The sequence below is a fragment of the Halomonas qaidamensis genome (assembly GCF_025917315.1).
GTDB lineage: Bacteria > Pseudomonadota > Gammaproteobacteria > Pseudomonadales > Halomonadaceae > Vreelandella > Vreelandella qaidamensis.
In genome coordinates this window covers 2,912,440-2,938,638 of the sequence record NZ_CP080627.1, presented here as the reverse complement: position 1 = coordinate 2,938,638, position 26,199 = coordinate 2,912,440, and the positions used below count along the sequence as shown (strand labels likewise).

Annotated in this window: 20 protein-coding genes; 7 read left to right on the top strand and 13 right to left on the bottom strand. The window is 53.0% G+C overall.

Annotated features, from left to right (window positions below; all coding sequences use genetic code 11):
• The first annotated feature begins 98 nt into the window (after positions 1–98).
• Positions 99–1,127 carry an alcohol dehydrogenase AdhP gene (adhP, locus tag K1Y77_RS13290; protein ID WP_264017672.1) on the top strand — a complete coding sequence of 343 codons (1,029 nt, stop codon included), beginning with the start codon at positions 99–101 and terminating at the stop codon, positions 1,125–1,127.
• A gap of 81 nt (positions 1,128–1,208) precedes the next feature.
• Here adhP and betT read toward each other — a convergent pair whose 3' ends face one another.
• On the bottom strand, positions 1,209–3,260 hold the full coding sequence (gene betT, locus K1Y77_RS13285; RefSeq protein ID WP_030073944.1) for a choline BCCT transporter BetT: 2,052 nt from the start codon (positions 3,258–3,260) through the stop codon (positions 1,209–1,211).
• A gap of 204 nt (positions 3,261–3,464) precedes the next feature.
• A complete protein-coding gene (locus tag K1Y77_RS13280) occupies positions 3,465–3,893 on the bottom strand; it encodes a hypothetical protein (RefSeq protein ID WP_264428974.1) in 429 nt (142 codons plus the stop codon).
• A gap of 254 nt (positions 3,894–4,147) precedes the next feature.
• On the opposite strand from K1Y77_RS13280, the gene K1Y77_RS13275 reads away from it, so the two are divergent.
• Positions 4,148–5,080, top strand: coding sequence for an alpha/beta hydrolase (locus K1Y77_RS13275; protein WP_030073940.1), 933 nt, complete (start codon positions 4,148–4,150; stop codon positions 5,078–5,080).
• 5 nt (positions 5,081–5,085) lie between these two features.
• On the opposite strand, the gene K1Y77_RS13270 is transcribed toward K1Y77_RS13275, so the two are convergent.
• The 4 genes from K1Y77_RS13270 to K1Y77_RS13255 are packed head-to-tail and all read right to left on the bottom strand — an operon-like array spanning position 5,086 to position 11,543.
• The gene (locus tag K1Y77_RS13270; protein WP_264017673.1) at positions 5,086–5,805 is read right to left on the bottom strand and encodes a response regulator; all 720 of its coding nucleotides are present in this window, start codon (positions 5,803–5,805) and stop codon (positions 5,086–5,088) included.
• A gap of 16 nt (positions 5,806–5,821) precedes the next feature.
• On the bottom strand, positions 5,822–7,246 hold the full coding sequence (locus K1Y77_RS13265; protein WP_264017674.1) for an ATP-binding protein: 1,425 nt from the start codon (positions 7,244–7,246) through the stop codon (positions 5,822–5,824).
• Positions 7,246–10,344 carry an efflux RND transporter permease subunit gene (locus K1Y77_RS13260; protein WP_264428973.1) on the bottom strand — a complete coding sequence of 1,033 codons (3,099 nt, stop codon included), beginning with the start codon at positions 10,342–10,344 and terminating at the stop codon, positions 7,246–7,248. Before K1Y77_RS13260 ends, K1Y77_RS13265 begins: the two co-directional genes overlap by 1 nt.
• A complete protein-coding gene (locus K1Y77_RS13255) occupies positions 10,341–11,543 on the bottom strand; it encodes an efflux RND transporter periplasmic adaptor subunit (protein ID WP_264017675.1) in 1,203 nt (400 codons plus the stop codon). The genes K1Y77_RS13260 and K1Y77_RS13255 overlap by 4 nt, the downstream gene beginning before the upstream one ends.
• 218 nt (positions 11,544–11,761) lie before the next feature.
• Here K1Y77_RS13255 and K1Y77_RS13250 point away from each other — a divergent pair, with 218 nt between their 5' ends.
• Positions 11,762–12,370: a TetR/AcrR family transcriptional regulator gene (locus K1Y77_RS13250; RefSeq protein WP_030073931.1), complete on the top strand. Its 609-nt coding sequence runs from the start codon at positions 11,762–11,764 to the stop codon at positions 12,368–12,370.
• On the opposite strand, the gene K1Y77_RS13245 is transcribed toward K1Y77_RS13250, so the two are convergent.
• Complete coding sequence (locus tag K1Y77_RS13245; RefSeq protein ID WP_264017676.1) at positions 12,367–13,170, bottom strand: helix-turn-helix domain-containing protein; 804 nt, start codon at positions 13,168–13,170, stop codon at positions 12,367–12,369. The genes K1Y77_RS13250 and K1Y77_RS13245 overlap by 4 nt on opposite strands.
• 176 nt (positions 13,171–13,346) lie before the next feature.
• On the opposite strand from K1Y77_RS13245, the gene K1Y77_RS13240 reads away from it, so the two are divergent.
• From K1Y77_RS13240 to K1Y77_RS13230, 3 genes are all read left to right on the top strand, one after another.
• Positions 13,347–15,530, top strand: a complete 2,184-nt coding sequence (locus tag K1Y77_RS13240) for an OsmC domain/YcaO domain-containing protein (RefSeq protein WP_264428970.1) — start codon at positions 13,347–13,349, stop codon at positions 15,528–15,530.
• 259 nt (positions 15,531–15,789) lie between these two features.
• Complete coding sequence (locus K1Y77_RS13235) at positions 15,790–17,253, top strand: alanine/glycine:cation symporter family protein (protein ID WP_264428969.1); 1,464 nt, start codon at positions 15,790–15,792, stop codon at positions 17,251–17,253.
• Positions 17,254–17,292: 39 nt separating this feature from the next.
• Entirely contained in the window at positions 17,293–18,309 is a 1,017-nt protein-coding gene (locus K1Y77_RS13230; RefSeq protein WP_264428967.1) for an asparaginase domain-containing protein, read from the top strand.
• Here the strand turns inward: K1Y77_RS13230 and K1Y77_RS13225 are convergent.
• The 6 genes from K1Y77_RS13225 to K1Y77_RS13200 form a co-directional block, all read right to left on the bottom strand.
• The gene (locus tag K1Y77_RS13225; RefSeq protein ID WP_264428966.1) at positions 18,306–19,178 is read right to left on the bottom strand and encodes a DMT family transporter; all 873 of its coding nucleotides are present in this window, start codon (positions 19,176–19,178) and stop codon (positions 18,306–18,308) included. The genes K1Y77_RS13230 and K1Y77_RS13225 overlap by 4 nt on opposite strands.
• Positions 19,179–19,460: 282 nt before the next feature.
• Positions 19,461–20,693 carry a DUF3422 domain-containing protein gene (locus K1Y77_RS13220; protein ID WP_264428965.1) on the bottom strand — a complete coding sequence of 411 codons (1,233 nt, stop codon included), beginning with the start codon at positions 20,691–20,693 and terminating at the stop codon, positions 19,461–19,463.
• A 71-nt stretch (positions 20,694–20,764) separates the two neighbouring features.
• Positions 20,765–21,994, bottom strand: coding sequence for a nucleoside recognition domain-containing protein (locus K1Y77_RS13215; RefSeq protein WP_264428963.1), 1,230 nt, complete (start codon positions 21,992–21,994; stop codon positions 20,765–20,767).
• 84 nt (positions 21,995–22,078) lie between these two features.
• Positions 22,079–23,011: a lysine exporter LysO family protein gene (locus K1Y77_RS13210; RefSeq protein WP_030073919.1), complete on the bottom strand. Its 933-nt coding sequence runs from the start codon at positions 23,009–23,011 to the stop codon at positions 22,079–22,081.
• The gene (locus K1Y77_RS13205; protein WP_264428962.1) at positions 23,012–23,743 is read right to left on the bottom strand and encodes a hypothetical protein; all 732 of its coding nucleotides are present in this window, start codon (positions 23,741–23,743) and stop codon (positions 23,012–23,014) included. It abuts the gene before it with no gap.
• 88 nt (positions 23,744–23,831) lie between these two features.
• Positions 23,832–24,767 (bottom strand): 2-hydroxyacid dehydrogenase, encoded by a 936-nt coding sequence (locus K1Y77_RS13200; protein WP_264428961.1) that lies wholly within the window; start codon positions 24,765–24,767, stop codon positions 23,832–23,834.
• Between the two features lie 225 nt (positions 24,768–24,992).
• On the opposite strand from K1Y77_RS13200, the gene doeA reads away from it, so the two are divergent.
• Positions 24,993–26,192: an ectoine hydrolase DoeA gene (gene doeA / locus K1Y77_RS13195; RefSeq protein WP_030073913.1), complete on the top strand. Its 1,200-nt coding sequence runs from the start codon at positions 24,993–24,995 to the stop codon at positions 26,190–26,192.
• Positions 26,193–26,199: the final 7 nt, after the last annotated feature.

The following is a 26,199-nucleotide window of genomic DNA, read 5'->3' as shown; positions in this document are numbered from 1 at the left end:
CCCGGCCACTGCCGGGCGTTTTGCTACTCCCCTGACACTTACTGTAACGATAAGAGCAACCACAAGTTGCCACATCGACAACCATCAGGAGTCGCATCATGGATAACACAATGCGGGCGGCAGTCGTACGTGAGTTCGGCCAGCCGCTAACGATAGAAGAAGTAAGTGTGCCTCGTCCCAAACGGGGAGAGGTGCTGATGAAAGTAGCGGCCTCTGGCGTTTGCCACACTGATTTACATGCAGCACACGGCGATTGGCCGGTGAAACCATCGCCGCCCTTTATTCCAGGCCATGAGGGGGTAGGGCATATCGTGGCGGTCGGTGAAGGCGTCTCTCATGTGAAAGAGGGCGATCGTATCGGCGTGCCTTGGCTCTATTCTGCCTGTGGCTACTGTGAACACTGTTTAGGTGGCTGGGAAACCCTGTGTGAGTCTCAGCAAAATACCGGTTATTCAGTCAACGGCGGATTTGCTGACTATACCTTGGCGGATGCGGGCTATGTGGGTCGCCTGCCGGACGCCGTTGATTTCATTGAAATAGCTCCGGTGCTTTGTGCGGGCGTAACGGTTTATAAAGGCTTGAAAATGACCGACACTCGCCCCGGCCAGTGGGTGGTTATTTCAGGCGTCGGCGGCCTGGGACATATGGCGGTACAGTACGCGAAAGCGATGGGGCTCAACGTCGCTGCTGTTGATATTGACGACGGTAAATTAGCCCTCGCCGAACGGCTAGGCGCCACGGTGACCGTTAACGCGATGAAAACCGACCCAGCGGCGTATCTGAAGAAAACCATTGGTGGTGCCCATGGGGCACTGGTTACCGCGGTATCGCCGAAGGCATTTGATCAAGCGCAAAACATGCTGCGTCGTGGCGGCACGTTGGTGCTCAATGGTTTACCACCGGGGGATTTCCCGCTGCCAATTTTTAGCACGGTGCTTAACGGTATTACTATTCGTGGCTCTATTGTGGGTACGCGCAGTGACCTTCAAGAAGCGCTGGATTTTGCTGCCGAAGGCAAAGTCAAAGCGACCGTGGCGACCGACACATTAGATAATATCAACGACGTTTTCCAACGTATGATCGACGGCAAGATAGAAGGCCGTATTGTGCTTGATATGGTGGGCTGATGTAGCGTGAACAGCTCTTGTTTATTGCACGCTAACAAAAACCCCGACCAGATGGTCGGGGTTTTGATTGAGGTATTCGGATCATTGCATCTGGGAATCTCCCGGCGGTTCGCCGATGGTACCTGGCATTGCTTGTACGTGGCCCATTTGTTGACCCGCCAGAGTAAGGAAGTGTAGGTGGCGCTCGTACTCTGCCACGAGATCACCAATCACTTGCCCACGGGTATAGCCGTTCAGATCTTTATCTTGGCCGCCCTCAGCTAAATACACGTCCAAACGAACATAGAAGTCGTCATCCGCAGGTATAAAGCTTGGTGTGCGCATACGGTGCGGGCATACCTGATAGACAAAGCTAGTGGCGTCGCCCAGGTCAACCTGCAGCGTCAGATTTGGAAGCGACTCGCCATCAAGATGTTCTTCGGTAACGTTGGCGGTTTGACCACGGCTCTCAAGCTCCTGGGCAAATTGCGTCATTGCTGGGCGAATAGAGTGCTGAATGGTTGCCGCGGCACCCGCACGGTTGGAGGTGTCCAGCGCGCGATCTAAACGTTCACGCCAGTCGCCACCTGGGGCACTACCAGCAATCATACGGCGTGCGTCGGCCTTGCTGCCTTCCAGTTTCAGGGCTTTATACATTCCCACCATCACCGCGAAAATCACCAATGAGAAGGGCAGAGCGGTAATTACCACGGCGCTTTGCAGAGCGTTTAAGCCGCCAGCCATTAACAGGGCAATGGTGATCAAGCCAATTACTGCCGACCAGAAAATACGCAGACGTATCGGGGCGTCATGGTTAACGTCACTCAAAATAGACGTGAAGTTGGCCAGTACCAGCGCACCAGAGTCTGCAGAGGTAATAAAGAACACAATTCCTAATACTGTCACTACTGCTGCTGTAATGCCTACATAAGGGTAGTACTCAAGCAGGGTATAAAGTGTAGTTTGCGGGGTGTTGAGCGCCTGTTCACCTAGCTCGGCTACGCCTTGGTTAGCGACTAGCTCAATGCCGCTATTACCAAAAATAGACATCCACACCATCATAAAGGCCAGTGGTATAAACAACGCCCCAGCGACAAATTCGCGGATAGTACGGCCACGGGAAATACGCGCTAAGAAAAGACCGACAAACGGCGTCCAAGCAATCCACCAGCCCCAGAAGAAGATCGTCCACCACATCTTCCACTCTTGGGCGCCTTCATCGGCAAATGCGTAGGTATCAAAGCTGGCACCTACAAAGCCAGAAAGGTAATCACCAGCGTTATTGACAACTTTATCAAGTAGTACCAGCGTGTCGCCGGAAAACAGTACAAATAGCATCAGGCCGAGCGCCAATAGCATATTGAACTCGGATAAGCGGCGAATGCCTTTTTCTACGCCTGTCACCACAGAGATAGTCGCCAGGATGACAACCATCGCAATTAATATAACTTGCACGGTTAGGGACTCAGGCACATCGAACATATAATTCAGCCCGTAGTTAAGCTGGATAACCCCGATACCGAGACTGGTAGCGATACCAAACACAGTTGAAATGACGGCCGTGATATCAACTGCATTACCAATAGGGCCGTGAATACGTTTACCCAGCAGCGGATAAAGCGCACTGCGGATCGCCAGCGGTAAGCGGTGACGATAGCTAAAATAGGCCAGCGCCATACCCATCAACACGTACAGCCCCCAACCGGAAAGCCCCCAGTGCAGATAGGTTTGAACGACGGCCTGGCGCATAGCTTCTTGGCTTTCAGGCGTTAGATCAGGCGGCGCTAAATAGTGGGCAACCGGCTCGGCAACGCTGAAGAACAGCAGGTCAATACCGATACCTGCAGCAAACAGCATAGCTGACCACGATAATAGCGAAAACTCAGGTCGTGAGTGATCTGGGCCAAGGCGAATGCTGCCAAAGCGCGACATGCCAATCATCACGACAAAGACTAGATAAGCCACAATCGCCAGCATGTAGTACCAGCCGAACGTTTTGCTTACCCAAGCAAGACCGGCATCGAAAAAAGTGCCGGCCTGCTCGGTAAATAGCATCGTCAATACTAAAAAGATAAGAATACCCGCCACACTCCCGTGGAAAACCACAGGATTGAGTCGGTCGCGTGAGGGGAGGTTGGGGTTGTCTTTCGCCATGGAGGCGGACTCCTGTTGTTAAGACAAGGATTAAAAACAGCGTTATTTTTGAATGAACGTTCAAATAAAATACGTGGTTTAAGAGCTTACTTCAAGTCGATGGGGAGCTTTCAGCCCATCGTTAAAAGCGTTGTTCAGGAGTATAGAAACAAAAATGCCCGGCTAGGCCGGGCGTTAAAGCAAGGTTTGACGTTTAATAAACGCTTATTCTGCTGTGTCTTCCTCAGCAGCTTCGCCGTAGTGTCCGCGACGTTCATGGTCGCGCTTGCCATGACCGCCTTCACTATGGCGTCGCTCGTCATGTTTGTCAGCATGCATCTCGCGCATGGCATCGCGCAGCGCTTGTTGCTCTTCTTCGGTTAGGATCTCGGCCACCTTGGCTTGGTGCTCTTCGCGCAGCGACAGCATGGCATCACGATGTTCAGCATGTGCTTCGTTTAAGGCAGTTTGTTGCTCTTCACTTAAACCGGCGCGCTGATAAACGTCTTGACGGCGCTCTTCCATGCGCTCCTGCATCGCTTCGCGGTCAATATCTGCACTGTTGTGGTGACCAGCATTGGCGCTGAAGGCTAAAGGCATAAGGGCAACGGCAAGTAGTGCAGGCGCAAATAATTGGCGTAATGATATGTTCATAGCAAACCTCGAAACATTCTAAAAATGGTAAGTTGTCGATATCAGTATCTAAGGGCTTGGTGTAAAACGTTTGCACAAAGTGTGCAACAACCGTGATCTTATCTTAGCTTACGCGGTCACAATCGTTTGGGCGGGGGCTTACGGTTTTCAAAACACGTATCGAAAAGACATGTTGAAACGTTGCGTCAAAGAAACGTGTTAAATAAACGTGTTGAGGAAGCGTCGTATTGAGGGGGCATATTAAGGAGTTCTAAATGCCAGATTTACGTCTTATGCGTCGATATCTGAGCCTAAGCGCGCTGGCTCTTTTGATGAGCGGCTGCGGTGCAACGCATCAAGCCAGCCGGGGTCTACCTGCCATTGAGCAGGGGATGCTGAATACGCCGCAAACCTTTACTCGACTACCCACCCAGCATTATACACCTGATGGTTGGGCGCAAACATTGAGCGCCCAGGTGCTGTTACCAAACACTTCAGCGACAGAGCGTCGACCAGCGGCACTCATTGTACATGGCGGTGGCTGGCGCAACCGTGGTCCTGACGACATGGAGGCGATTGCTGAGCAGTTAGCCGCGCAGGGGTATGTGACAGTGAATATTGAGCACCGCTTTGCTCCCGAGTACCGATTCCCTGAACAGCTATATGATTTACAGCAGGCGATGAGCTGGCTTCATAGTAACGCTGAGCGTTGGCAAGTGGATACTGACCGCATCGTGGGCGTTGGTTTTTCATCCGGTGCGCATTTAATAAGCCTGCTTGCCTTAGCTGGCAATGAAGGCCCGCTGGGCGAACCTTATGGCGGCGAGCACGCAACGCTAGCAGCGGTGCTAGTTGGCGGTCTACCCAGCGACCTACTGAAGTTTGATGATGGTCGTTTGGTGGTCGACTTTATTGGCGGCACCCGCGCCGAAAAACCAGAGGCCTATGCGTTGGCTTCACCTGCGCGGCAAATCACACTCCAGGCACCACCGTTTTTTCTGTTTCATGGCAGCTGGGATCAGTTAGTGCCCGTTGATCACGCGACTGACTTCTATCAAGCACTCCAGGCCCAGGGCACCGAAAGCGAGCTGTACTTACAGCGTGGCTATGGTCATTTTGCCAGCTTCCTGCTTCGTGATAGCGCGATCGAAGCCGGTATCGCCTTCTTGAATCGTCAGGTTCAGCCGCAGGTCGTTGATAGCAAATAGACGGATTATCCTTCTGGCTGATATTTGTAACCAACGCCGTAAACGGAGCGAATAATCTCTAGTTCGGGGAGTGCTTCATGGATTTTTTTGCGTAGCTTCTTAATATGGCTGTCCACGGTACGTTCCGAGACAATGCGGTTATCCCGATACATGTGATCCATTAGCTGTTCGCGACTGAAGATACGTCCCGGGGACTGCATCATGACGCGCAACAGTTGGAACTCTACGGCGGTGAGGCCAAGGTCGTGCCCATTGGCGAGCGCCTGCCAGCCCTCTTCATCGAGTGTCACCGGTGCTTGCGGGGTGGTGGCTGAAGCGTCATCGACTTGCGCAGCGGCTTGACTGCGGCGTAATACCGCTTTTACGCGGGCAACCACTTCGCGGGGGCTGAAAGGTTTGCATACATAGTCGTCTGCACCTAGCTCTAAGCCTAGTAAACGATCAACTTCCTCGACTTTTGCAGTCACCATAATAATGGGAACGCTAGGCCAGTGTTGACGGATTTCTCGACATAGCGTTAGTCCATCCTTACCAGGCAGCATCACATCTAGCAGTATGAGTGCCGGAAGCTGCTGGGTTAGCCAGGGTATAACATCGTTGCCGTTGGCAATAATGGTCGGGGTGAAATTATTGTTTTCCAGGTAGTCTGCCATTAGCCGGGCGATTTTAGGTTCATCCTCAACAATGAGCAGTGAGGCGTCTTGGGGTGAACTATTCTCAGACATAGTCAGCTCGCTTAGGTTAAGAGGCAATAAATAGCGGGAAGCGCAGCGTCCATTTCAGACCGCCTAGCTCAGAAACGCCAGGCGAAAGCGTGCCGCCATGGGCATTGACTAACGCGCTAGCAATTGAGAGCCCCAGCCCGCTGCCGCCACTTGCGCGGTTACGTGAGCCCTCCACGCGGTACAGGCGTTCAGTTAAGCGTGAAAGCTCGCATTCAGGCACGCCTGGGGAGCTGTCTTCCCAAATAATAACGGCATGGTTAGCTTCGCAGATTAACGAAACCCGTAGCGCTCCTGGTGGCTGCGTATAGGCGCAGCTGTTATCCAGCAGATTGCTCCATAATTGACGCAAACGCTGGGCATCCCCTTGTATCATGATGTCGGGGGTAAGCTGGCATGACAAGGTCAGGCCGCTCTCTTCTAGCCAGCGGTCAGCATCGGATAAACGGCCTTTTAAGCTTTCGCTGAGATTCATTGGCGCTAGCTGAATATCCAATGCGCCTGCATCGCTTTGGGAAAGCAGTCTCAGGTCAGTGACTAACCGTTCCAGTTGAGCGACTTCTTGAGCCAGTGAGCTAAGATTTTCCTGGTTTAGCGGACGAATCCCGTCCTGCATCGCTTCGATTTCGCCGCGCAGCACTGCTAACGGGGTACGTAGCTCGTGGGCAGTATCAGATACCCATCGTGCTCTGGCGTCGCGGCTAGCTTCTAAGGTGGCTGCTAGCACGTTAAAGTCGCGTGCCAAACTGGAAAGTTCATCCCGGCCGCGTTCTGGTAACCGAGTGTGATAATCACCTTCGGTTAAACGTAGCGTTGCCCCTGCTAATGCTCGGGTACGTCGGCCTAGCCACCAGGAAAGCCCTCCTGCCAGTAACAGCGATGCCAACCCGAGAGAAACAACAATAAGCACTAAATTGCGCTGCTGGCGCTCTAGAAAACGGCTTTCCATGCGCTCCATCATATCTTGTGGAGGACGAAACCCAAGTTCTCCAATCGCTTCATTGTTTCCGCTTGAGGTCACGTCGCTATAAAGGGTGAGCCATCGCCAACCGTTTGAGCCGCGTGCGGTTTCAGCAGGTGGGATGACGAAGCGGCCATCGCTATTGCGTAACGCGAAGTCTTGGGTCTCGCCGAGAGGAGAAGGGCGATCACGGTGTTCCTGGCCAAGCTCAAAGCGCACAATATAGGGCCAGCGTTCTGGCGATTGCTCCAACCATTGCCAACTACCCTGAGTTTCCCAGCGAGTAATTAGCCCATCCGCCAGCAGCATAGCGCGCCGCTCTTGGGCTTGATTTAGATATTCTAAAAAGCCGCGATCAATACTGTAAGTCACTGCTAAAAACACGCTCGCTGCAATGGCTACGTTAACGCTTAAAATAGCCACAAAAAGCTTTAGACCCAGTTGGGAGGGGCGCCACTGGCGTAGTGAAGCGAGCAGTTTCATTAGCTGACTCCCTCATGGCTTGGTTGGGGTGGTTTGCTGAGCCGTTCACGCAGGTTTTCTAACCCCAGGTAGAGGCAGGGCACTACCAGTAACAAGATAACCGTGGCGAATAGCATGCCAAACCCTAGTGAAATAGCCATGGGTATCATAAAGCGCGCTTGGCGAGAGGTTTCTAGAATCATTGGTGCCAAGCCTAAAAACGTGGTGAGGGTCGTCATCATAATCGGCCGTAGGCGGCGGGTCGCCGCGGCGACGATCGCTTCGCGGGCATCCATGCCCTCACGACGCTTACGGTTAGCATAGTCAATCAGTACCAGGGCATCGTTAATCACCACGCCGGAAAGTGCCAGCATACCGAGTAAGCTGATAATCGATAATCCGAACCCCATCAACATATGGCCTGCGACGGCACCGACAATACCAAACGGAATAGCCGCCAGTACTAGAAGTGGCTGAAGGTAGCTACGGAAAGGGATGGCTAACAATGCATACAGCGCGGCCAGCATTAGCCACATGGCGTTGCGCAACGTGGCTAAATTGTCGGCGGTATCTTGCTGTCGTCCGCCCATACTCACTTCAAGCCCTGTCCAGGTATTGCTAAGAGTGGGGAAAACATCTTCTTGCAGTGTGGCGAGCACTTGATTAATCGCTTGGTCACCCTCGGAGTCAGCGGTAACCGTAATTATCCGACGACCATCGATTCGCTGAAGGCTACTAGAGGCCTGGCTTAACGTAATATCGGCTACGCGAGACAACGGGACGCTTAGGCCGTCAGGCGTCTGGATCGGCAGTCGATAAAGCTCATTGAGGCTGTCACGATCTTGCTCAGGCAGGCGTACCTCTACGCTGACTTCTCGGCGGCCGATAAACTGCTCTATGGCAGTAGCTCCCTGTAGCGTGCCGCGTAGCGCCTGGGCAAGTTCGTTCCCGGTTAGCCCTAACGCGCGCCCTTCGGCAGACAGGCGCATTTCAAGCTGCGGTTTGCCGTCACCCAGACCGCTATCGATATCGGTTAACCCATATTCAGCCAGCTGTTCCGCCAGCTGCGCAGCGGCTGCTTCTAACACTTGGGTGTTGGGGTGGGATAAACGCAGGCTCAGCGCTGCACCACTACCGGGGCCTCCGAAATCTGACTCAAAGCGCACGGATTGCGCGCCGACTAAATCGCCCGTTAAGTCACGCCATTCTCGTGCAATGCGCGATGGTGGCCAGTCATCCAGGCTTTCACTGGCGATGTCTAAACGCACCGTTAGGCTCTCGCCATCCAAGCGGCTTCGGGTACTGCTAAAGCTGAGGGTTGCCTCGCGTTCGCTTAGTTGCTCGGCGGCATCCAGCAGTTGTTGGCTCAATTCACGGCTAACGCTAATGTTGCTGCCAATCGGCAGGGTAACGCTGGCCTGAACTTGGTCTGATTCCACTCTGGGCATGAGTGAAAAGCCAAGTCGACCACTCATTGCCCAGGCAAGTGCGACACATAGTAAGGCGATGCCTAGCGATACCGTTAGTAAACGCTGGTTAAGCGCCCGCTGTAAGAATGGTTCAAACTGTTGATAAGTAAAGTGATGCAGGCCCTTTTGCATACGTAAACGAACGGCTTCAATGGGGCGCTGCCATACGGGTGTTTTGCGGGGCTTACGGGCGTGGGCGAGGTGGGCAGGCAGTATAAACAGTGCTTCCACCAGGGAAATAATAAATACCGTGATAACAACCACTGGCACGGTGGCAAAAATAAGCCCTAAAAAGCCGGGTAAAAACAGCAACGGTAGGAACGCAACAATATTAGACAGAATCGCAAAGGTAAGCGGTGTGGCGATTTCTTGGGCACCCTTTACCGCGGCATCGCGAAGGGAATAGCCCTGCTCCCGGTAGCTGTAAATATTCTCACCGACCATAATGGCATCGTCTACGACAATGCCAAGGGCGATAATAAAGGCGAACATCGACATCATATTAAGTGAGACGCCAATCCAAGGCAGAAATAGCATTGCGCCCAAAAATGCCGTCGGGATGCCCAGCGTTACCCAGAAGGCCAATCGTGCCTCAAGAAATAGTGCCATGAGAATTAGCACCAGTGCCAAGCCCATCCAGGCGTTTTTTAGCAGCAGGTTCAGGCGGTCTTCGTAAATTTCTGAGCTATCTCTGGAAACATCCAGGCGCACCCCATTGGGTAGGTTGGCGCGCAGCCGCTCCAGCTCACCGTAAACCGCTTGGGAAATACTGGTCGGCGTCTGATCGCCAATCTGATAGATATCCACCGATAAGCCTGGCTCGCCGTTATAGAACTCTTCACGGTCGGTTTCAGCAAACCCTTCTCTTACGCGAGCGATATCGCCCAGCACAACGGGAGAGCCTTGGGTGGTGGTGAGAATGGGGAGTGCGGCAAACTCATCCGCACTGTTGCGGCGGCCCTGGTAGCGAATTAACCACTCACCTTCGGCGGTCGTAAGCTGGCCACTCGCGAGATCAAGCGCTTCTTCGGCAATTCGGCTGGCAAGTTGTTGATGGTCTAACCCAAAGCGCTCAATGGCTTCTTCATCCAAAAGCACCTGGATTTCACGTTCCCGATTGCCGGAGAGCTCTGCACGGGAGATGCCGCTGGTGGCCTGTAATTCTGCGCGCACATCCTCGGCGGCGTCATGCAGTGCGGCTAAGCCCACGGAGCCATACACCTGCAAGCTCACCACGCTGCGAGAGCGGCCAGCCAGGGTAAAGCGCGGTGGGTCTGCTGCGTTAGGCAAGGTGGTGATAGCATTCACAGCCTGCTGGATATCCTGATAGGCCCGCATTACATCAACGCCGTCGATCAGCGTGGCGCTGACCACGCCGCTACCTTCACCAGCGCTGGCGGTTAATTCATCGATGCCTTCCACATCAGCAATGGCAGCTTCAACCGGTAGCAGCAAACTTTGCTCAACATCTTCCGGCGTGGCGCCAGGATAGCTGATGCTAACTTGGATGATTTCCGTTTCAAATTCCGGGAAAACCTCTTTTTTAATGGCCAGAGATGCCATTAAACCGCCGACGATAAACAGCACCATCATCAGGTTAGGGGCAACGCCATGGTCGACCATCCAGGCAAGCGGGCCACGGCGAATCATGGGCTGTCCTCATCACTGGCTGGGGTGTCTCCCCGCTGACGAATACGGACTTGCTGGCCTTCACGAGGCTGAGCCAAACCAGCAATTACCACGCGCTGTCCGGGCACTAAACCGCTGCGTACCAGTGCCGTTTCCTGACCGCGATAGGCCAGGGTGACTTGGGTGCTGCGTAAGCGATCTTCATCATCTACCCACCATACCTGCTCGCCTGGGCGCAATGCTGCAGAGGGCAGGGCGATGAGCGGCTCTTGGGTTGTGCTATGAAAGGTAACGCGTAGCACATCGCCAAGGCGCAGCGCGGGACCATCGTGCTCAAGTGATAATGGGTCATTCACGGCAATCAAAAGCTGCGCCTGTAAGCCATTCTCTTCTAGGTTGGGCAGAATAGAAATTAAGTTGCCTTCTCGGCTTGCGCCTTCCAGCCAGCCTTGGCTGGTAAGCGTGACGCGGCTGCCGGGTGTTAGCCAGCCCAAGATATCTCCCGGCAACGAAGCGCGGACCCAAAACTGCTCGACACCAACCAAACTGAGTACTTCAGTGCCCTGGCTTAACAAGCTTCCTGCACCAACCAAGCGCTCTTGCACCATCGCTCGCCAAGGGGCAGCTAGCGTGGCACGTTCAAGATTAAGCGCCGCTTGGTCGCGGACTACCCGTGCTTGCGTTAGTTGAGCTTGAGCTTGGCGTAGCTGTGGTTCACGTAGTACTAGGGCGCGGCGCTCGGCGCTAAGTTGGCGGCCAAAAGATTCATACTCACTTCGGGCGCGCTGTTGCTCCGCTTGTTCTAGCGCTAACTGCGCCTGAGCGTTGGCCAACTGCGCTTCAGCATCTTCGAGAATGAGGCGTAAATCAGCCTGATCGATATACGCAACCGGCGCTCCTTGTTCGACGACCTGTCCTGGGAGTACGCCCTCCCCAAAGCGTTCTAGCTGGCCGGCAACTCGGCTGGCAAGCATAGTGGATTTTTCTGCTTCTACTCGTCCAAAGCCATTAAGTATGGGTGCTTGCAGCCGCTCTTCCGCCGTAATGACATCCACTAGGGGTGGTGCGGCGGGCGGTGGCGGCCGTCGCTCAACGCGGGGTGGCTGGCTGATAATCCACCAAGCCAAGGCTAAACCGCAGGCGAAGACCAGTAGCGCTGCCAAGGCACCGAAACCGATACGGCCTTGTTGAGAGGGTGCGTAAGAGTGGGAGGAGGTCATTACCGCGCGGCATCCGTTGGCTAAGGGCGAAAATTCCAGAGAAAATGGCGTATCATGCTAGCATCACCGATACGCAAGCAATGATTAGGTAAGCAATGTGCAAATAGCGTGCAACCCATTAAGCATCGCTGCAGCGTGCTGTCTAACCGCTGACGGGCCTAACAATACCTGTCATTATTATTTTGCAAAGCACTAAATTCACTGGTTAATGTGACGTCATGAAAAACACCGCCACTCGCGATAAGTTAATTGAAACCGGTGCCGAACTGATTGCCCAGCAGGGCTACAATGCGACGGGTATTAATGCCGTCTTAAAAACCTGCGGTGTGCCTAAAGGATCGTTTTACCACTACTTTTCCAGCAAAGAAGATTTTGGGCTGGCGGTGATAGAGCGATTTGCTAGCGAGTACGATGAAAGTTTGGCAACACTGCTTGAAGACGTTTCGTTGCCGCCGTTAGAGCGGCTACGGCGTTACTTCGCCACAGGGCGTGAGCACATGTTGGGCTGCGACCACACCACTGGCTGCTTGATTGGTAACCTTGGCCAGGAGCTTTCTGGCCAAAGCGACACCTTCCGTGATGCCCTTAATCTAGTGTTCCAGCGCTGGGAACAACGTTTTGTCGTCTGTCTGAAAGATGCGCAAAATCAGAACGATATTGATAAGGCGATTGTTCCAGAAGCCCTTGCCAGTTTTATATTATCCGGGTGGGAAGGCGCCATACTGCGCGCTAAAACGCTTAAGTCAGTCGTTCCAATGGAGCACTTTGAGTCGATTCTCTTTGCCCATGTACTGACACCATCGCCGTCCTGCGAAGTACACTGCTAGTGACGTGCTCGAAAATGGTGCTCTCCGCTAGCCACATCATTGCACACGGCTGCCAGCAGCGACTCATCTAGCGACGGGTCGTCAAGTGACAGCAGGCCGCATTGAGCTAGCGCAGACCGCAAGCTTATCTGTTCATCTAAGCGCTGGTATACCACTCGCACACAACAGGGCATCCGCTCACTGTTATCTGCCACGCCCATTTTTAGCCCGGTTAAACGCGTTACTTGGCTTTGAAAGCTGGGAAACAGAATAGTTTGGGTAATTTCATGACCATTGAGTGTTTCGTGGTCAACTAAAAATAGTCGGTCTGCAAGTTTAACAGCGGTGCCTACGTAGCGGTTATGGCAAGGACGCGTGTCTGGCGCAACGTGCATTCTTTCTGTGCGCTGGTACACCACGCCTCCTTCTCTGGCTTCTAAACACACCAGCGTGCGCATCAAATGCCCAGGGCGCGACATCGAGTGATAAAGCTCGAAGTAGCGACCCAGATAACGTTCCATGCCTTCACTACCCCGCTGAATGAGCGCATTGGGCCAGGGTAGCGTGCTAGGTGAGGCATCCGCATTGAGCTGGCCTGTTTGCACCAGCGCTCGGAAATCGTGGTGGGGTAGGGCGATATCTTCGGGCGTTACTCCAAAAAAGTGGCAAATACGCTGTAGCGCGGCGTGGCTTGGATAATAACGCCCGCTAAGGTAGCGGTTAAACTGGGCACGGTTGATGGATAAGCGGCGGCAAACATCCGCAATGGATGGGTAGTAGCTGCACAGTAGGCGTAAGTTAGCCACAAAATCATCATGCATGGGGGCGGTTTCAACGTTCTCAGAAAGCGGCGGTGCGGCTAATGTGACGCTTTGGGCCTGTCAGTGCAATGCTTCCCAAGACGAAGCGGGTGAAAAACTGGATAATGGGCGGCAATCCGCCTATCGGCTTATGATGTTAATAGCCGAGGCACACTCATTGCTCCGGATGCCCGTTCATGGAAATTAAAGTCAATTACCTCGATAACCTCCGCTTAGAGGCCAAGTTCGACGATTTCACCGTTATCTCCGATCAGCCGATTCGCTATAAAGGCGATGGCTCGGCTCCCGGTCCGTTCGACTACTTCTTGGCATCATCGGCGATGTGTGCCGCCTACTTTGTTAAGGTCTACTGCAACGCTCGGGATATTCCTACCGAGAATATTCGCCTATCCCAGAACAACATCGTCGACCCGGAAGATCGTTATAAGCAGATTTTCAAAATCCAGGTTGAGCTGCCTGAAGATATTTCTGAAAAAGATCGCCAGGGCATTCTGCGCTCTATCGACCGCTGCACGGTAAAGAAGGTTGTTCAAACCGGCCCCGACTTTCAGATCGAGACGGTAGAAAACATCGATGAGGACGCCCAGGCACTGCTGATGGGCGCGCCGGAGGGCAGTGCTACTTATATCCCAGGCAAAGACCTGCCATTAGAACAAACTATCGCTAATATGAGCGCGATGCTGGCTGATCTAGGCATGAAAATCGAGATCGCCTCCTGGCGGAATATCGTGCCCCACGTCTGGTCGCTGCATATTCGCGATGCAGCTTCGCCAATGTGTTTTACCAACGGCAAAGGGGCGACCAAAGAGAGCGCGCTGTGCTCCGCACTGGGCGAGTTTATCGAGCGCTTAAGCTGTAACTTCTTCTATAACGATCAGTACTTCGGTGAAGAAATTGCCAATAGCGACTTTGTTCACTATCCCAATGAAAAGTGGTTTCAGCCGGGGCCGAACGATGAACTTCCCGCTGAAATTCTCGATGAACACTGTCGCGATATTTACAACCCCGAAGGTGAGCTGTGTGGCTCACATCTGATCGATACCAACTCTGGCCGTGAAGATCGCGGCATTGTATCGCTACCGTTTGTGCGTCAGTCCGATGGCAAAACGGTCTATTTTCCCTCCAACCTAATTGAAAACCTGTTCCTAAGTAACGGCATGAGTGCGGGCAACACCCTGGTGGAAGCCCAGGTGCAGTGCCTGTCGGAAATCTTCGAACGGGCGGTCAAGCGTGAAATCCTCGAGCAGGAGTTAACCCTGCCGGATGTGCCCCAAGCGGTGCTGGCAAACTACCCGAATATCGTAGAAGGCATTAACGCCTTGGAAGCCCAGGGTTTCCCCGTGTTGGTAAAAGATGCCTCTATGGGGGGGCAGTTCCCGGTTATGTGCGTCACCTTGATGAACCCACGTACCGGCGGCGTGTTTGCTTCGTTTGGCGCGCACCCAAGCTTTGAAGTGGCGCTGGAGCGCAGCTTGACGGAGCTGTTGCAAGGCCGCAGTTTTGAAGGGCTAAACGATCTTCCGCTACCAACATTTAACTCGCAAACCGTTTCTGAACCCAACAACTTCGTTGAGCACTTTATTGACTCTTTTGGCGTGGTTTCCTGGCGCTTCTTTAGTGCCAAGCCCGATTTTGAGTTCAGCGAATGGGATTTCTCTGGCAGCAATGAGGAAGAGGCCGAGACGCTATTTGGCATTTTTGAAGATCTAGGGGCTGAAGTGTACATGGCCGTACACGAAGACCTGGGCGCGCCGGTGTGCCGAATTTTGGTGCCAGGTTACTCAGAGGTGTACCCCATTGAAGACTTGATTTGGGATAACACCAATAAAGCGTTGGACTACCGCGAAGATATTCTCAATCTGCACCGTTTGGATGACGACCAACTTACCGATCTGGTCGAACGGCTGGAAGAGAGCCAGATGGATGACCACGCCGATATCATCACGTTGATTGGTATCGAGTTTGATGAGAACACCGTGTGGGGGCAACTAACGATCCTAGAGCTGAAGCTACTGGTTTACCTTGCGCTGCAACGCCATGAAGAGGCGCTGGACTGCGTGCAGATGTTCCTGCAGTACAACGACAACACCGTTGAGCGTGGCCTGTTCTATCAGGCGGTAAACGCGGTGTTAGAGATTACGCTGGATGATGAGCTGGAGCTCAACGATTACCTGCCTAATTTCCGGCGCATGTTTGGTGAAGCGACCATGGCAGCGGTCGTGGGGTCGGTGAGTGGTGAAGTGCGCTTCCATGGCTTAACGCCGACTAACATGCAGCTAGAAGGTTTGGAACGCCACCAGCGCTTGATCGAAAGCTATAAAAAGCTTCACGCGGCGCGGGCGGCTAAAGCGGTTAAGTAAAAAGCGAGCCTCTAGTTGGCCGTGTCCACAGAGGTAGAATCGCACGGTGCGCAGCCTGAAAAGGCGCGCACCGTTTTTTTATGTGATGCACTGTGGTGCAGCAAATGGCGCAGTTAGTGCATACAACTGCATCGCTGCGCCAAATTTAATTCTTTCCTATGCTTGGTAAAACGTTCTCCGCGGCGCGGTTTTAAGAAGCGCGACATAAAACGACGCGAATTCCAACATAACGCTAATACAAGAACGCGGAGAACATCACATGCTTGATATGCTCAATGAGCTCCTTTGGGGAAAGGTACTGCTAGTGCTGCTAGTAGGCGTTGGCATCGGTTTTACCGTTGCTTCCCGCTTTGTGCAGTTTCGTTATTTTGGCCAAATGTTTCGCATACTGGGGTCAGGTCAGGCCTTTAAGCGTAATAAACATGGCCACTTAAGTTCTTTTCAGGCGCTTGTTCTGTCCGTGGCGGGTCGCGTGGGCGGCGGTAATATTGCCGGCGTGGCGGTCGCAATTACGTTAGGTGGTCCAGGGGCTATTTTCTGGATGTGGCTGGTGGGCTTGATGGGGATGGCGACTAGCTTTTTAGAGTGCACCCTGGCGCAGACCTACAAAGAAGCGGAAGGCGATGGCACGTATCGCGGTGGCCCGGCGTACTACATCGTTAAAGGGTTAGGCAAACAGTGGCGCTGGCTGGCGGCGTTTTACTCGGTGCTATTGCTGCTAACCTTTGGCTTTGCCTTTACTGCACTGCAATCCTATGCGGTAGCGACCTCGTTTGGTGACGCCTTCGGTGTGCCGGTGCTTTACAGTGGTATTGCCCTGGCCATGCTGGTAGGGCTGATTATTTTTGGTGGTATCAAACGTATCGCGCGCATCTCGGAGTATTTGGTGCCCTTTATGGCGGTCAGCTATATCGCCATTGCGCTGCTGGTTATTGCCATGAACATTGGTGAAATCCCCAGCGTTATTGCGCTAATTGTAAAAAGTGCTTTTGGCCTTGAGCCGGTGGTGGGTGGCGGTATTGGTGCGGCCATTATGATGGGCTTAAAGCGAGGCCTGTTTTCTAACGAAGCGGGTCTGGGCAGTGCGCCCAATGTGGCGGCGGTAGCCTACGTACCGCACCCAGCCAACCAAGGTATTGTGCAGGCGTTTTCGGTGTTTATCGATACCGTGATTATCTGCTCGGCCACGGCGTTTTTGATTCTGCTCAGCGGTGTGTACGACCCGGCCGCAGGCGCTGGTGTTGAAGGCATCGCCCTCACTCAGGCGGCGCTTGCCGACCATGTAGGCGAATGGGGTCGCACCTTTGTTAGTCTCGCGCTGCTGCTGTTTGCGTTCAGTACTATTTTGTACAACTACTACCTGGGCGAGAACAGCCTCAACTTCTTTAGCCGCGACAACCAGAATCTGTTTAATGCTTTCCGAATCGCCATTGTGTTGCTGGTGTGCTGGGGGGCGACCACTGATCTTGGCACTGTGTTCGGCTTTGCCGATGTCACTATGGGCCTGCTGGCAGTGGTCAACCTCGTGGCGCTGATTCTGCTGTTCAAGTGCGGCCTACGCATCCTTAACGATTACGATAGTCAGCGTCGTCAGGGCATCAAACAGCCGATTTTCGATGCCAATCAACACCCAGATCTTGAGCTAGATCCGAAAGCCTGGGAGCTGGAGCCTGAAGAGGCCGAAGCGTTAAAGCAGCGTCTGGAAAGCGCGCCCGCTAAGTAAGCCCTCGCATGCACGAACGCTATTAGATAAGGAGAGACTATGCCCCGCGTACTCATGCTCTACACCGGCGGTACCATTGGTATGCAGCCATCGCCACATGGGTATGTGCCTTGCGCGGGGCTGGCCGAGCGTTTAACCGCGCACTTAGCGCTGAGCAACGCCGACAGGCTGCCATCGTTTGATGTGCTAGAAATGCGGCCTCTGATTGATAGCGCCGAGCTAATGCCCGACGCCTGGAACCGTTTAGTGGCCCAGTTAGAAAGCCACTGGCAAGCATACGATGGATTTGTGGTGCTACACGGTACCGATACTATGGCGTATAGCGCCGCCGCGCTGTCGTTTATGCTTGGCGCACTCAACAAGCCGGTGATTTTCACCGGCGCCCAAATTCCTTTGGGGGAGCTTCGTAGCGATGCGCTGAATAATCTCGTTAGCGCACTGCAATTGGTGCTCCACCCCGCAACACCTTGTGAAGTAAGTCTGGTTTTTCATGACCGACTCCTGCGCGGTAATCGTGCGCGCAAGGTGCGCACTCAGGGCTTAGATGCCTTTGACTCTCCTAATTTCCCCTGGCTTGCCGAGCTTGGCATCGGTATGACATTTCCACAGCCCTCTGCGCTACTGAGCGGACTGCCTAACTTTGCGCCCATCGAGGTGGATGATGAGGCGGTAGCCATCTTGCCACTTCATCCTGGCATGTCGCTGCGCCGCGCCAAGTTGCTGCTGGCCGATGAACGCCTAAAAGGCTTGATTCTGCATAGCTACGGCGTGGGCAACCCGCCTAGTTTTGAAGGCGAGCTGTTAAAGGCGTTAACGGCTGCAAATGAACGAGGGGTCGCACTACTCAATGTGACGCAGTGTTCCCAAGGGGAGGTCGTGCAGGGAGCCTACGCCACCGGCGCGGCGCTGAACCAAGCCGGTGTGATTGCGGGAGGTGACATCACGCTAGAAGCCGCCGTTGCGAAACTGACGGTGCTATTAGGTCGTGGAATAAGCGGCCCTGCACTGCGCAAGGCACTTGGCGGCTCACTACGAGGCGAGTGTAACGCCCCTTAGCGACGGTTAGAGGATACGCTGAGAGCCGTTACAGTCACTAATATTAACCCCATACCGATCATTTGAGTCACACCAAGAGTCTCTCCCAAAACGGCAACACCAAACAGTGTTGCTGTGACCGGCTCTACCATGGCAATCATGGAAGCGAGGGCGGGCGCCGTATGTTTAATACCCTTGATATACAGTAGAAACGACAGGCCAGCACCCAGAATACTTAGTGCCACAAATAGTGGTAAATCTGGAGAGCCTAAAACGCTGGTAACTTGGTCGGTTTCGGCGGGTAGAATTAAAGCAATAGCCAGTACGCTAAAGGCAATCGAAAGGATAGCCTGCGGGCTGCCATGTGGCGCAGCATATTTAAAGCCAAAAATGAACAGGGCGTAAGAAAGCCCCGCGAGTAGTCCCATGGTCACACCAAGTAGAGATATGCTGCTCGCACTAATCTCATATAGCTTAGTGAGTAGCACGACGCCAAGCATCACTAAAAAGATGGCTATCCATTTTGCAGCAGTCGATTTTTCAAGCTTGAGAGCAAAGGAAATGAGATAAACGAAGATGGGAGCGCAGTACATCAAGGTGGCGGCGACAGCAACGTTAGCATGCTCAATACTGATAAAATAGAACGTAAAATTACCAGCTACTCCAAGACCAGCAATGATTGACCAGAACCAAAGCTGACTATTTTTCAGACCGCTGTGCTGTTGTTGAAACAGTAGCCAGATAAGCGCGAAGAGGAGACCTACGAACCCTCGATAAAACGATACAACGGAAGGATCCCAACCGTCTTCTAAAAGAACACCAGCAATTCCTCCGGAAACACCCCAAAAAAAGGCAGCTAGTACGATAAAGATAATATTTGCGCTTACCATTCTTTAACCTTTCATCCTTGAAAACGTCAAACATAATTTGTAGCAATAGGCGCTTAGTCATCCTGACATCTGCCTGCTGAGTACCCCTGTGATACTTAGTTAGCGAAGGTAGTAGTACTTGATCAAACAGAAACAACTCTCCTTACAAAAACGATTTTGGCACGCTTCCAGGCCACTAAGACATAACATAGTTTATAGTTGGCGAGATGGCAGCGGCTGATAACCAATACACGCCTGACGATCACCTCATCAGGCGTATAGGTAGCCAAAATTAATCTTCGGCTAGTGCTTTTTCACCTTCCAAATTCGCCAGATTAGGATAGCTATAATGAGTGCGCTCAGTGGTGCGATGATGGAGGCGGCCACATTAGGTTCGATATCGACACTTAGAGCGCTTAAGCTCTCTAGCCCTAATTTCATCAAGCTGAAAATGTAGTAGCTGATGACGATGATCGAGAGGCCTTCAACGGCTTTTTGGATTTTGAGTTGGCTGCTAGCGCGGGCATCTAAACTCTGCAAAATTTTGTAGTTTTGCCTCTCGATTTCAACCTGGGTGCGGGTACGTAACAAGTCGTTTAAGCGTGTGGCACTAGTGGCTAGGGTTTCCACCCGACGGTTCATGGCATCGCAGTAACGCACCGCCGGCTCAAAACGGCGCAAAATAAACGTGCCAAGCCGAGGATAATTACCTAGTCGCTCTTCGCGCAGTTCATCAATGCGTGCCAACACAAGGTTGGCATAGGCATCGGTGGCGCTAAATCGCTGGCGTGTTTGTACAGCGCAGCGCTCAAGTTTCGCTGAGAGTAGCGTTAGGGCGTTGAGCAATGGCTCGGCAGGTGAGGTGTGCTGTTCGGCGTGCTGATGAGAGAGCGCTGATAGCTCCATTTCGTAGTGCTGCAACTCACGACTGAGCGCTTTGGCTTCCGGGAGCGCCAGCATCGCCATCATACGATAGGTTTCAATATCAAATAAGCGTCTTGCCATTCTGCCTAGTCGATAGCTATCTAGACTATCGTTAACCAGCAGTAGACGGTTTCTTTGTTGATCATCGAGGTTGAAATCGCTCCACACCGTGGCGTCACCGCCGCCTACCTGAGAGCCCGCTGGCTGATCTAACCCATAGGCGTCCACACTGCCTGCCCAGCGATGGGCAGTTTCCACGCGCAATACGCTGGCGCTGATGATTTGCTCGGCAAACTCCGCTAGCACACGGGCTAAAAAAGTAGGTGGTGTTGGCCATAGGCGAGGGTTGCTGTTGTTATCGTGCTTAATGGTCAGCGTAAAAAACTCGGTGTGCCGCTCCCATTTGATTAAGCAGCCCTGGCAACTGACTATTTGTTGCACCTGATCGGGTGTGATCGTGATGTCTGTTACTTCCGCTAGGCGGTTAAGCAACGTAGTAACGTTATCGCCTTCAAGCGTAAAGGCGTAATGATGAAGGCAAGCAGGCCCCTCAAAATAGAGGGGCGGCCTCGCGTGTAGCTCGTTATGTAATGCTGCGTGTTGAGCATGCATGAAGCAAATTACCTGATCTATTGTTGTTACGAGTGTTGTTACGAGTGTTGTAAATTAGCTACCAAGCTGCGTTAGCCAAAGAACCAGTAGCAGACAGCAATGGCGGTGATAATGCCAGCGGCATCTGCGATCAGCGCGCAGCCAAGCCCATGACGAATACGGGTGACGCCAATCGCACCGAAATAGACTGCTAACACGTAAAAGGTTGTTTCGGTGCTGCCTTGCAGAGTAGCGGCTAGCAGACCAGGAAAACTATCGACCCCGAACGTGTTCATGGTTTCGATCATCATGGCCCGCGAGCCGCTACCAGAAAGGGGTTTTACAAAGGCGGTAGGCAGCGCATCCACAAAACGAGTGTCCCAACCAGCCCCTTTCACCAACCAGCGGATGCCACTTAGCCCTGCATCTAGAACGCCGCTGGCGCGTAGTACGCCAACCGCCACCAGCATGGCAATAAGATACGGCAGTAAGGTGACCGTAAAGCTTACGCCTTCTTTTGCGCCTTCGATAAAGGCGTCATATACCCTCACCCCCCGCAGTGCGCCGACCACTAAAAACATCATTACAATAGAGAACAGCGTCAGGTTACCTACCAGTGTTGAAGCTGCCGCCAGTGCTTGGGCCGACATCCCCGCCAACGTGGTGATTAATAGCCCTAGCGCCAGGGCCGCAGCAACTAAATAGGCCAACACCACGGGTTGCCAAAGTTTTAAGCGCTGCATCAGCGACACGGCTAGAAGTCCAGCCAAACTAGAGGCGCTGGTGGCCAACAAAATCGGCAGAAAAACCAGGGTGGGTTCAGCCGCGCCTTGTTGGGCACGATAAATGAAGATCGTGACGGGTAGCAGCGTCAGTGATGACGTGTTGAGCACTAAAAAAAGAATTTGTGCGTTGCTAGCGGTATCGCGGCTCGGGTTGAGACTTTGCAGCGATTGCATGGCTTTAATACCAATCGGTGTGGCAGCGTTATCTAAGCCGAGAATGTTAGCTGCAAAGTTCATGCTAATTAGCCCCATGGCAGGGTGATTCCGGGGCACTTCTGGCATTAGGCGAGAGAAAAGCGGATCAAGTACGCGGCCTAGTAGGCGAATCATGCCCGCTTTTTCAGCAATCGAAAGAAAGCCTAGCCAAAGAGTCATCGTGCCTAGCAGCACTAAAATAATATCCACGCTGACCCGCGCCATATCGAACAGTGACTGCACTAGGCGCGCAAAAACCTCGCTATCGCCACCGATTAACCACTGCCACAAAGACGCCGCAAACGCAGCAATAAAAAAACTTAACCAAATTCCGTTTAGCATGGCATGCAGGCATCCTGAGCAGTGAACGAAAAGCGTTTTAAACAGAGAACGCTGTTTATCCTACCCAATGAAAGCCTGCTATCGCTAACCTGAAAGCGAAAGAAAAAATAGAATCAGGGGGGGAGACAGCAAAGACAGGATAAATCCACTGACTACCGCAATCGGAACGCAGGCAACACCACCGTGCTGTTGAATCACCGGTAAGGTGAAATCCATAGAGGTTGCGCCGCCATAGCCAATGGCCAGTGCTGTGTGGCGATGAATAACGAGAGGAATCAGGATAAATGCCAACAGTTCGCGGGTCAGGTCATTGAAAAATGCCACACCGCCCATTAATGGGCCAAGTTGGTCGCCAATCAAAATAGCCGAAAGCGAATACCAGCCAAAACCTGATGCCATGGCTAAGCCTTCGTTCCAACTAAGCGAAAGAAGCGGGGCGGCTAGTAAGCCCGCCAGCAGTGAGCTCAACGCCAGAGTGATCGCGATGGCAAGCCCCAAGCGGTTCAGTAAAATTTGTTTAAGCGGCATGCCGGAATTGCGTAGCTGACAGCCGATCAGTACTAGCAATACGTATAGTACCCACTCTGCTAACCAGTCGGCGGTAGTAAACAGCACGTCACCGATAATCGGGCCGAGCAGTAGCCCAACCAGCACGCCCCCTGCCACCACGCCCACCAGCATTAATGAACCCTGCATAGCGGCGAGTTTGCTGGTGGGGGCGTTTTTCACGACAGGTGAGCTTCCGGCTTTAAGTGCCACGCGACGGGATAACCACCAGAGTGCCCCAAGGTTGAACAGCGTAGTAATGCTGAACAGTAGCAACGCGTTTCCGCCTAGCCTTGAAAGCTGGCTGCCTAGGTTTTCAAGCCCAGCGAGGCTTATCCCCATAAATAGTAGGATTAAATAAACCGAGCCACTAACGGCTCGGTTGATGAGACTGAGTAAGCGGGGAGAGCGAACGCGTACTAGGTAGCCCAGGAAAAGGGGCAATAAAACAATCAGTAAGCCAGAAAGCATTTAAGGAGCGCTATCCCCAGCAGGGTTGAAGTGAGTGAGGGTAAGAGAGGTCTGTCGGCGTCCCTCTTTTTGGTATTCTGCCGTAAGAATCAGGCCTGGCCAATCTGGGTGGAAGTTTATTTGTAGATGCCGGTCTGGTTTTTCTTTATCAATCAGCGTGACGCGCGTTGTTTCGAATTCACCTGCAGGGACGCTAATAGTAGTGGAACCGTTAACAGTTTGCTGATCGACATAGTACTGAAAGTGTTCATCACGCCCACGGTGATCAACAAACTCGATATCGCAAGGGGCACTTTCTGTGCAGCCTTCGCGCCCCGCCCGTCGGGAAAGATCAAAGAGCGCAGTTTGGCGATCAAGCGAACTAATATCGCTTTCGTTGAGTTGGTAACTGTCACCGACTCCCAGCAGTGAATAGCTGCTGTTATAAAGCAACGAATGAGTGGTGGCATCGTCTATTGAAAAGCGGCTGCGCTCTTCACCACGGGCAACGGCGACCGCAAAATTCATACTGCTTAGCCAGTGCTGTCCTTCATTACTTAAGGTGTGAGTTATCGTCGCGCTTGGCCATCCGCGTATTTCTAAGCGATATTGAGCCTGAAAAGGGTGAGGCGTCTGAAGAGTTTGCTCATCAGGTGTATCTGCTGCCGCTAAGCTGCACAGGGTAAGTATGCAGGCGCCTAATATTGCGCTTGCATACGTACGCTGCCTGTTGCCAAGTGTGACATGACGCAAAGGCCCTTCCTCCCTGTGACGTGTTCTCCTAAGAGCCTTTAGCAAGCGCTTGGTTCCCTGTGCAGTATAGCGTGCACTTGCCTAAGCGTCAGTAACCCGCTTCTGGGCTGACCGTTGCCAGCGATTCGCCCGCCTCAAATGCCTTGATATACGACACCACTTGATCAATGGCGTCATTTAGCGGTGTAGGCGCAGCCATATGAGGCGTGATGATAACACTGGGGTGCTGCCATAGAGGGTGATTGGCAGGCAAAGGCTCTTCGCAAAAAACGTCGAGCAACGCACCGCACAGGTGTCCGGGATGCTTGGCATCGCCTAGCGCGTCAAGTAACGCCTGCTCATCAATTAAGCTGCCACGACCCGGATTAATCACGCTGGCGCCTTTAGGCAATTTCGCTAGCTGTTCAGCGTTTAGAATGCCTTTAGTAGCAGCGGTGTCAGGCAAAATAGTGACCACGCTTTGCACCTGTCGAAGCAGCTCATCGAGCCCTTGTTCTCCATGCAAGCAGCGCACGCCGTCAATCTGTTTAGGCGAGCGGCTCCAGCCGACGACAGGAAAGCCTGCCTGCGAAAGGGAAGTCGCCACAAAACTGCCAATGGCACCAAGACCTAAAACACCCACAGGCCACTGAGCTTTTTCAGGCACAGCGTGGGGCTGCCAACTGGCGCGCTGTTGTTGGGAAGCGTAGCGGTCCATACTACGGTAGAAGTGCAGTACACCGTATAGCACGTAATCTGCCATAAGTTCGCCCATGCCCGCATCGCGCAGTTTCACGATTGGGACGTCGCTTGGTAAACCTGGGGTTTTCAGCAAGTAATCGACACCGGCACCCAGGTTGATAATGCCTTTTAGTTGGATTTGCTCGTTAAGTAAATGAGCCGGTGCTTTCCAAACCGCGAGATAGTCTGCGTTTTGGCGCTCATTCTCAGGGGCATCACTGGTAAGTACGGTTGCCTGTGGCAAGGCCTCAGCAAGGGCGGTTTGCCACTGGGCCGCATCGTCGATATGTACAACTATTTTCATTTTTCCTCCTCACAGCAGATTAACTATGGTTACGCTACCACGGTGCGTCACAATTTTTGTCATAAAGGCTTTGACCGGCAACCAAGGGTCGGTGCTAGTATCGCCCTAAGACGACATTGGCGGGCCTACTGCGGCGGTGGCCAGGTCGATCCTGTGGCCCAGCGTAACTAACTTATAAAAAGTGAAGGCGCTGGTTCTTAGTGATCTTTGATGGCGAGTTGCCCGATGACTGAGGTTTCCCTGCCTTTCACGCGTAAAGAGTATGCTAATCGCTTGTGGAAGGTGCGTGCAGAAATGGCTGTCCGTGGAATTGACGTATTGATCGTCAGTGACCCTTCCAACATGGCATGGCTAACCGGCTATGACGGCTGGTCTTTTTATGTGCATCAGTGTGTACTTGTGGGGCTTGAAGGTGAGCCTGTATGGTTTGGTCGCCGTATGGATGCTAACGGCGCTCTGCGAACCTGCTGGATAGACCCCGACAATATCACCTACTATCCAGACTACTATGTCCAAAATCCAGACATGCATCCGATGGAATATTTGGCCCAGTCGATAATGCCCGACCGTGGCTGGCATACCGGCGTGGTGGGCATGGAGATGGACAACTACTACTTCTCTGCTAAAGCCTACCAAAGCCTTTTGCGTGAGCTTCCCCATGCGCGCTTTATGGATGCCAACGCTCTCGTAAACTGGTGCCGAGCGATTAAGTCGCCTCAAGAAATCGCCTACATGCGCGTGGCGGCAAAAATTGTTGAAGGCATGCATACGCGCATTTTGGAAGTCATTGAACCTGGGCTGCCAAAAAGTAAGCTGGTCTCGGAAATTTACCGCGTCGGCATCGAAGGGTTTATTGACGAGAACGGTAAGGTGTTTGGTGGTGACTATCCTGCCATTGTGCCTATGCTGCCCACTGGAAAAGATGCCGCAGCGCCACACTTAACCTGGGATGACACGCCATTTCGCAAAGGCGAAGGCACGTTTTTCGAAATTGCCGGTGTGTTCAAACGCTACCACGCACCGATGTCGCGCACCGTCTTTCTAGGTACGCCCCCGGCAGACTTCATTCGTGCTGAATCTGCTTTGCTGGAAGGCATCGAGAGTGGACTTGCCGTGGCTAAGCCGGGTAATCGTACGGCGGATATTGCCATGGCGCTGGGCGCGGCGATGGATAAGTACGGTTTTGACCGTGGTGGCGCACGCTGTGGCTATCCTATCGGTATTTCATACCCGCCGGACTGGGGCGAGCGCACAATGAGCTTACGTCCGTCAGACGACACTATTCTTCAACCAGGCATGACGTTTCACTTCATGCCTGGCCTCTGGGTAGAAGATTGGGGGCTAGAAATTACCGAAAGCATTCTGATTACTGAAAATGGCTGTGAAACCCTGGCTAATTTTCCGCGCCAGCTGTTTGTTAAGTAGCTGTCTA

Bases quoted from the DNA above. Each gene is read 5' to 3' on its own strand.
- adhP (WP_264017672.1), top strand. From the start codon at position 99: ATGGATAACACAATGCGGGCGGCAGTCGTACGTGAGTTCGGCCAGCCG.
- betT (WP_030073944.1), bottom strand. From the start codon at position 3,260: ATGGCGAAAGACAACCCCAACCTCCCCTCACGCGACCGACTCAATCCT.
- K1Y77_RS13280 (WP_264428974.1), bottom strand. From the start codon at position 3,893: ATGAACATATCATTACGCCAATTATTTGCGCCTGCACTACTTGCCGTT.
- K1Y77_RS13275 (WP_030073940.1), top strand. From the start codon at position 4,148: ATGCCAGATTTACGTCTTATGCGTCGATATCTGAGCCTAAGCGCGCTG.
- K1Y77_RS13270 (WP_264017673.1), bottom strand. From the start codon at position 5,805: ATGTCTGAGAATAGTTCACCCCAAGACGCCTCACTGCTCATTGTTGAG.
- K1Y77_RS13265 (WP_264017674.1), bottom strand. From the start codon at position 7,246: ATGAAACTGCTCGCTTCACTACGCCAGTGGCGCCCCTCCCAACTGGGT.
- K1Y77_RS13260 (WP_264428973.1), bottom strand. From the start codon at position 10,344: ATGATTCGCCGTGGCCCGCTTGCCTGGATGGTCGACCATGGCGTTGCC.
- K1Y77_RS13255 (WP_264017675.1), bottom strand. From the start codon at position 11,543: ATGACCTCCTCCCACTCTTACGCACCCTCTCAACAAGGCCGTATCGGT.
- K1Y77_RS13250 (WP_030073931.1), top strand. From the start codon at position 11,762: ATGAAAAACACCGCCACTCGCGATAAGTTAATTGAAACCGGTGCCGAA.
- K1Y77_RS13245 (WP_264017676.1), bottom strand. From the start codon at position 13,170: ATGCATGATGATTTTGTGGCTAACTTACGCCTACTGTGCAGCTACTAC.
- K1Y77_RS13240 (WP_264428970.1), top strand. From the start codon at position 13,347: ATGGAAATTAAAGTCAATTACCTCGATAACCTCCGCTTAGAGGCCAAG.
- K1Y77_RS13235 (WP_264428969.1), top strand. From the start codon at position 15,790: ATGCTTGATATGCTCAATGAGCTCCTTTGGGGAAAGGTACTGCTAGTG.
- K1Y77_RS13230 (WP_264428967.1), top strand. From the start codon at position 17,293: ATGCCCCGCGTACTCATGCTCTACACCGGCGGTACCATTGGTATGCAG.
- K1Y77_RS13225 (WP_264428966.1), bottom strand. From the start codon at position 19,178: ATGGTAAGCGCAAATATTATCTTTATCGTACTAGCTGCCTTTTTTTGG.
- K1Y77_RS13220 (WP_264428965.1), bottom strand. From the start codon at position 20,693: ATGCATGCTCAACACGCAGCATTACATAACGAGCTACACGCGAGGCCG.
- K1Y77_RS13215 (WP_264428963.1), bottom strand. From the start codon at position 21,994: ATGCTAAACGGAATTTGGTTAAGTTTTTTTATTGCTGCGTTTGCGGCG.
- K1Y77_RS13210 (WP_030073919.1), bottom strand. From the start codon at position 23,011: ATGCTTTCTGGCTTACTGATTGTTTTATTGCCCCTTTTCCTGGGCTAC.
- K1Y77_RS13200 (WP_264428961.1), bottom strand. From the start codon at position 24,767: ATGAAAATAGTTGTACATATCGACGATGCGGCCCAGTGGCAAACCGCC.
- doeA (WP_030073913.1), top strand. From the start codon at position 24,993: ATGACTGAGGTTTCCCTGCCTTTCACGCGTAAAGAGTATGCTAATCGC.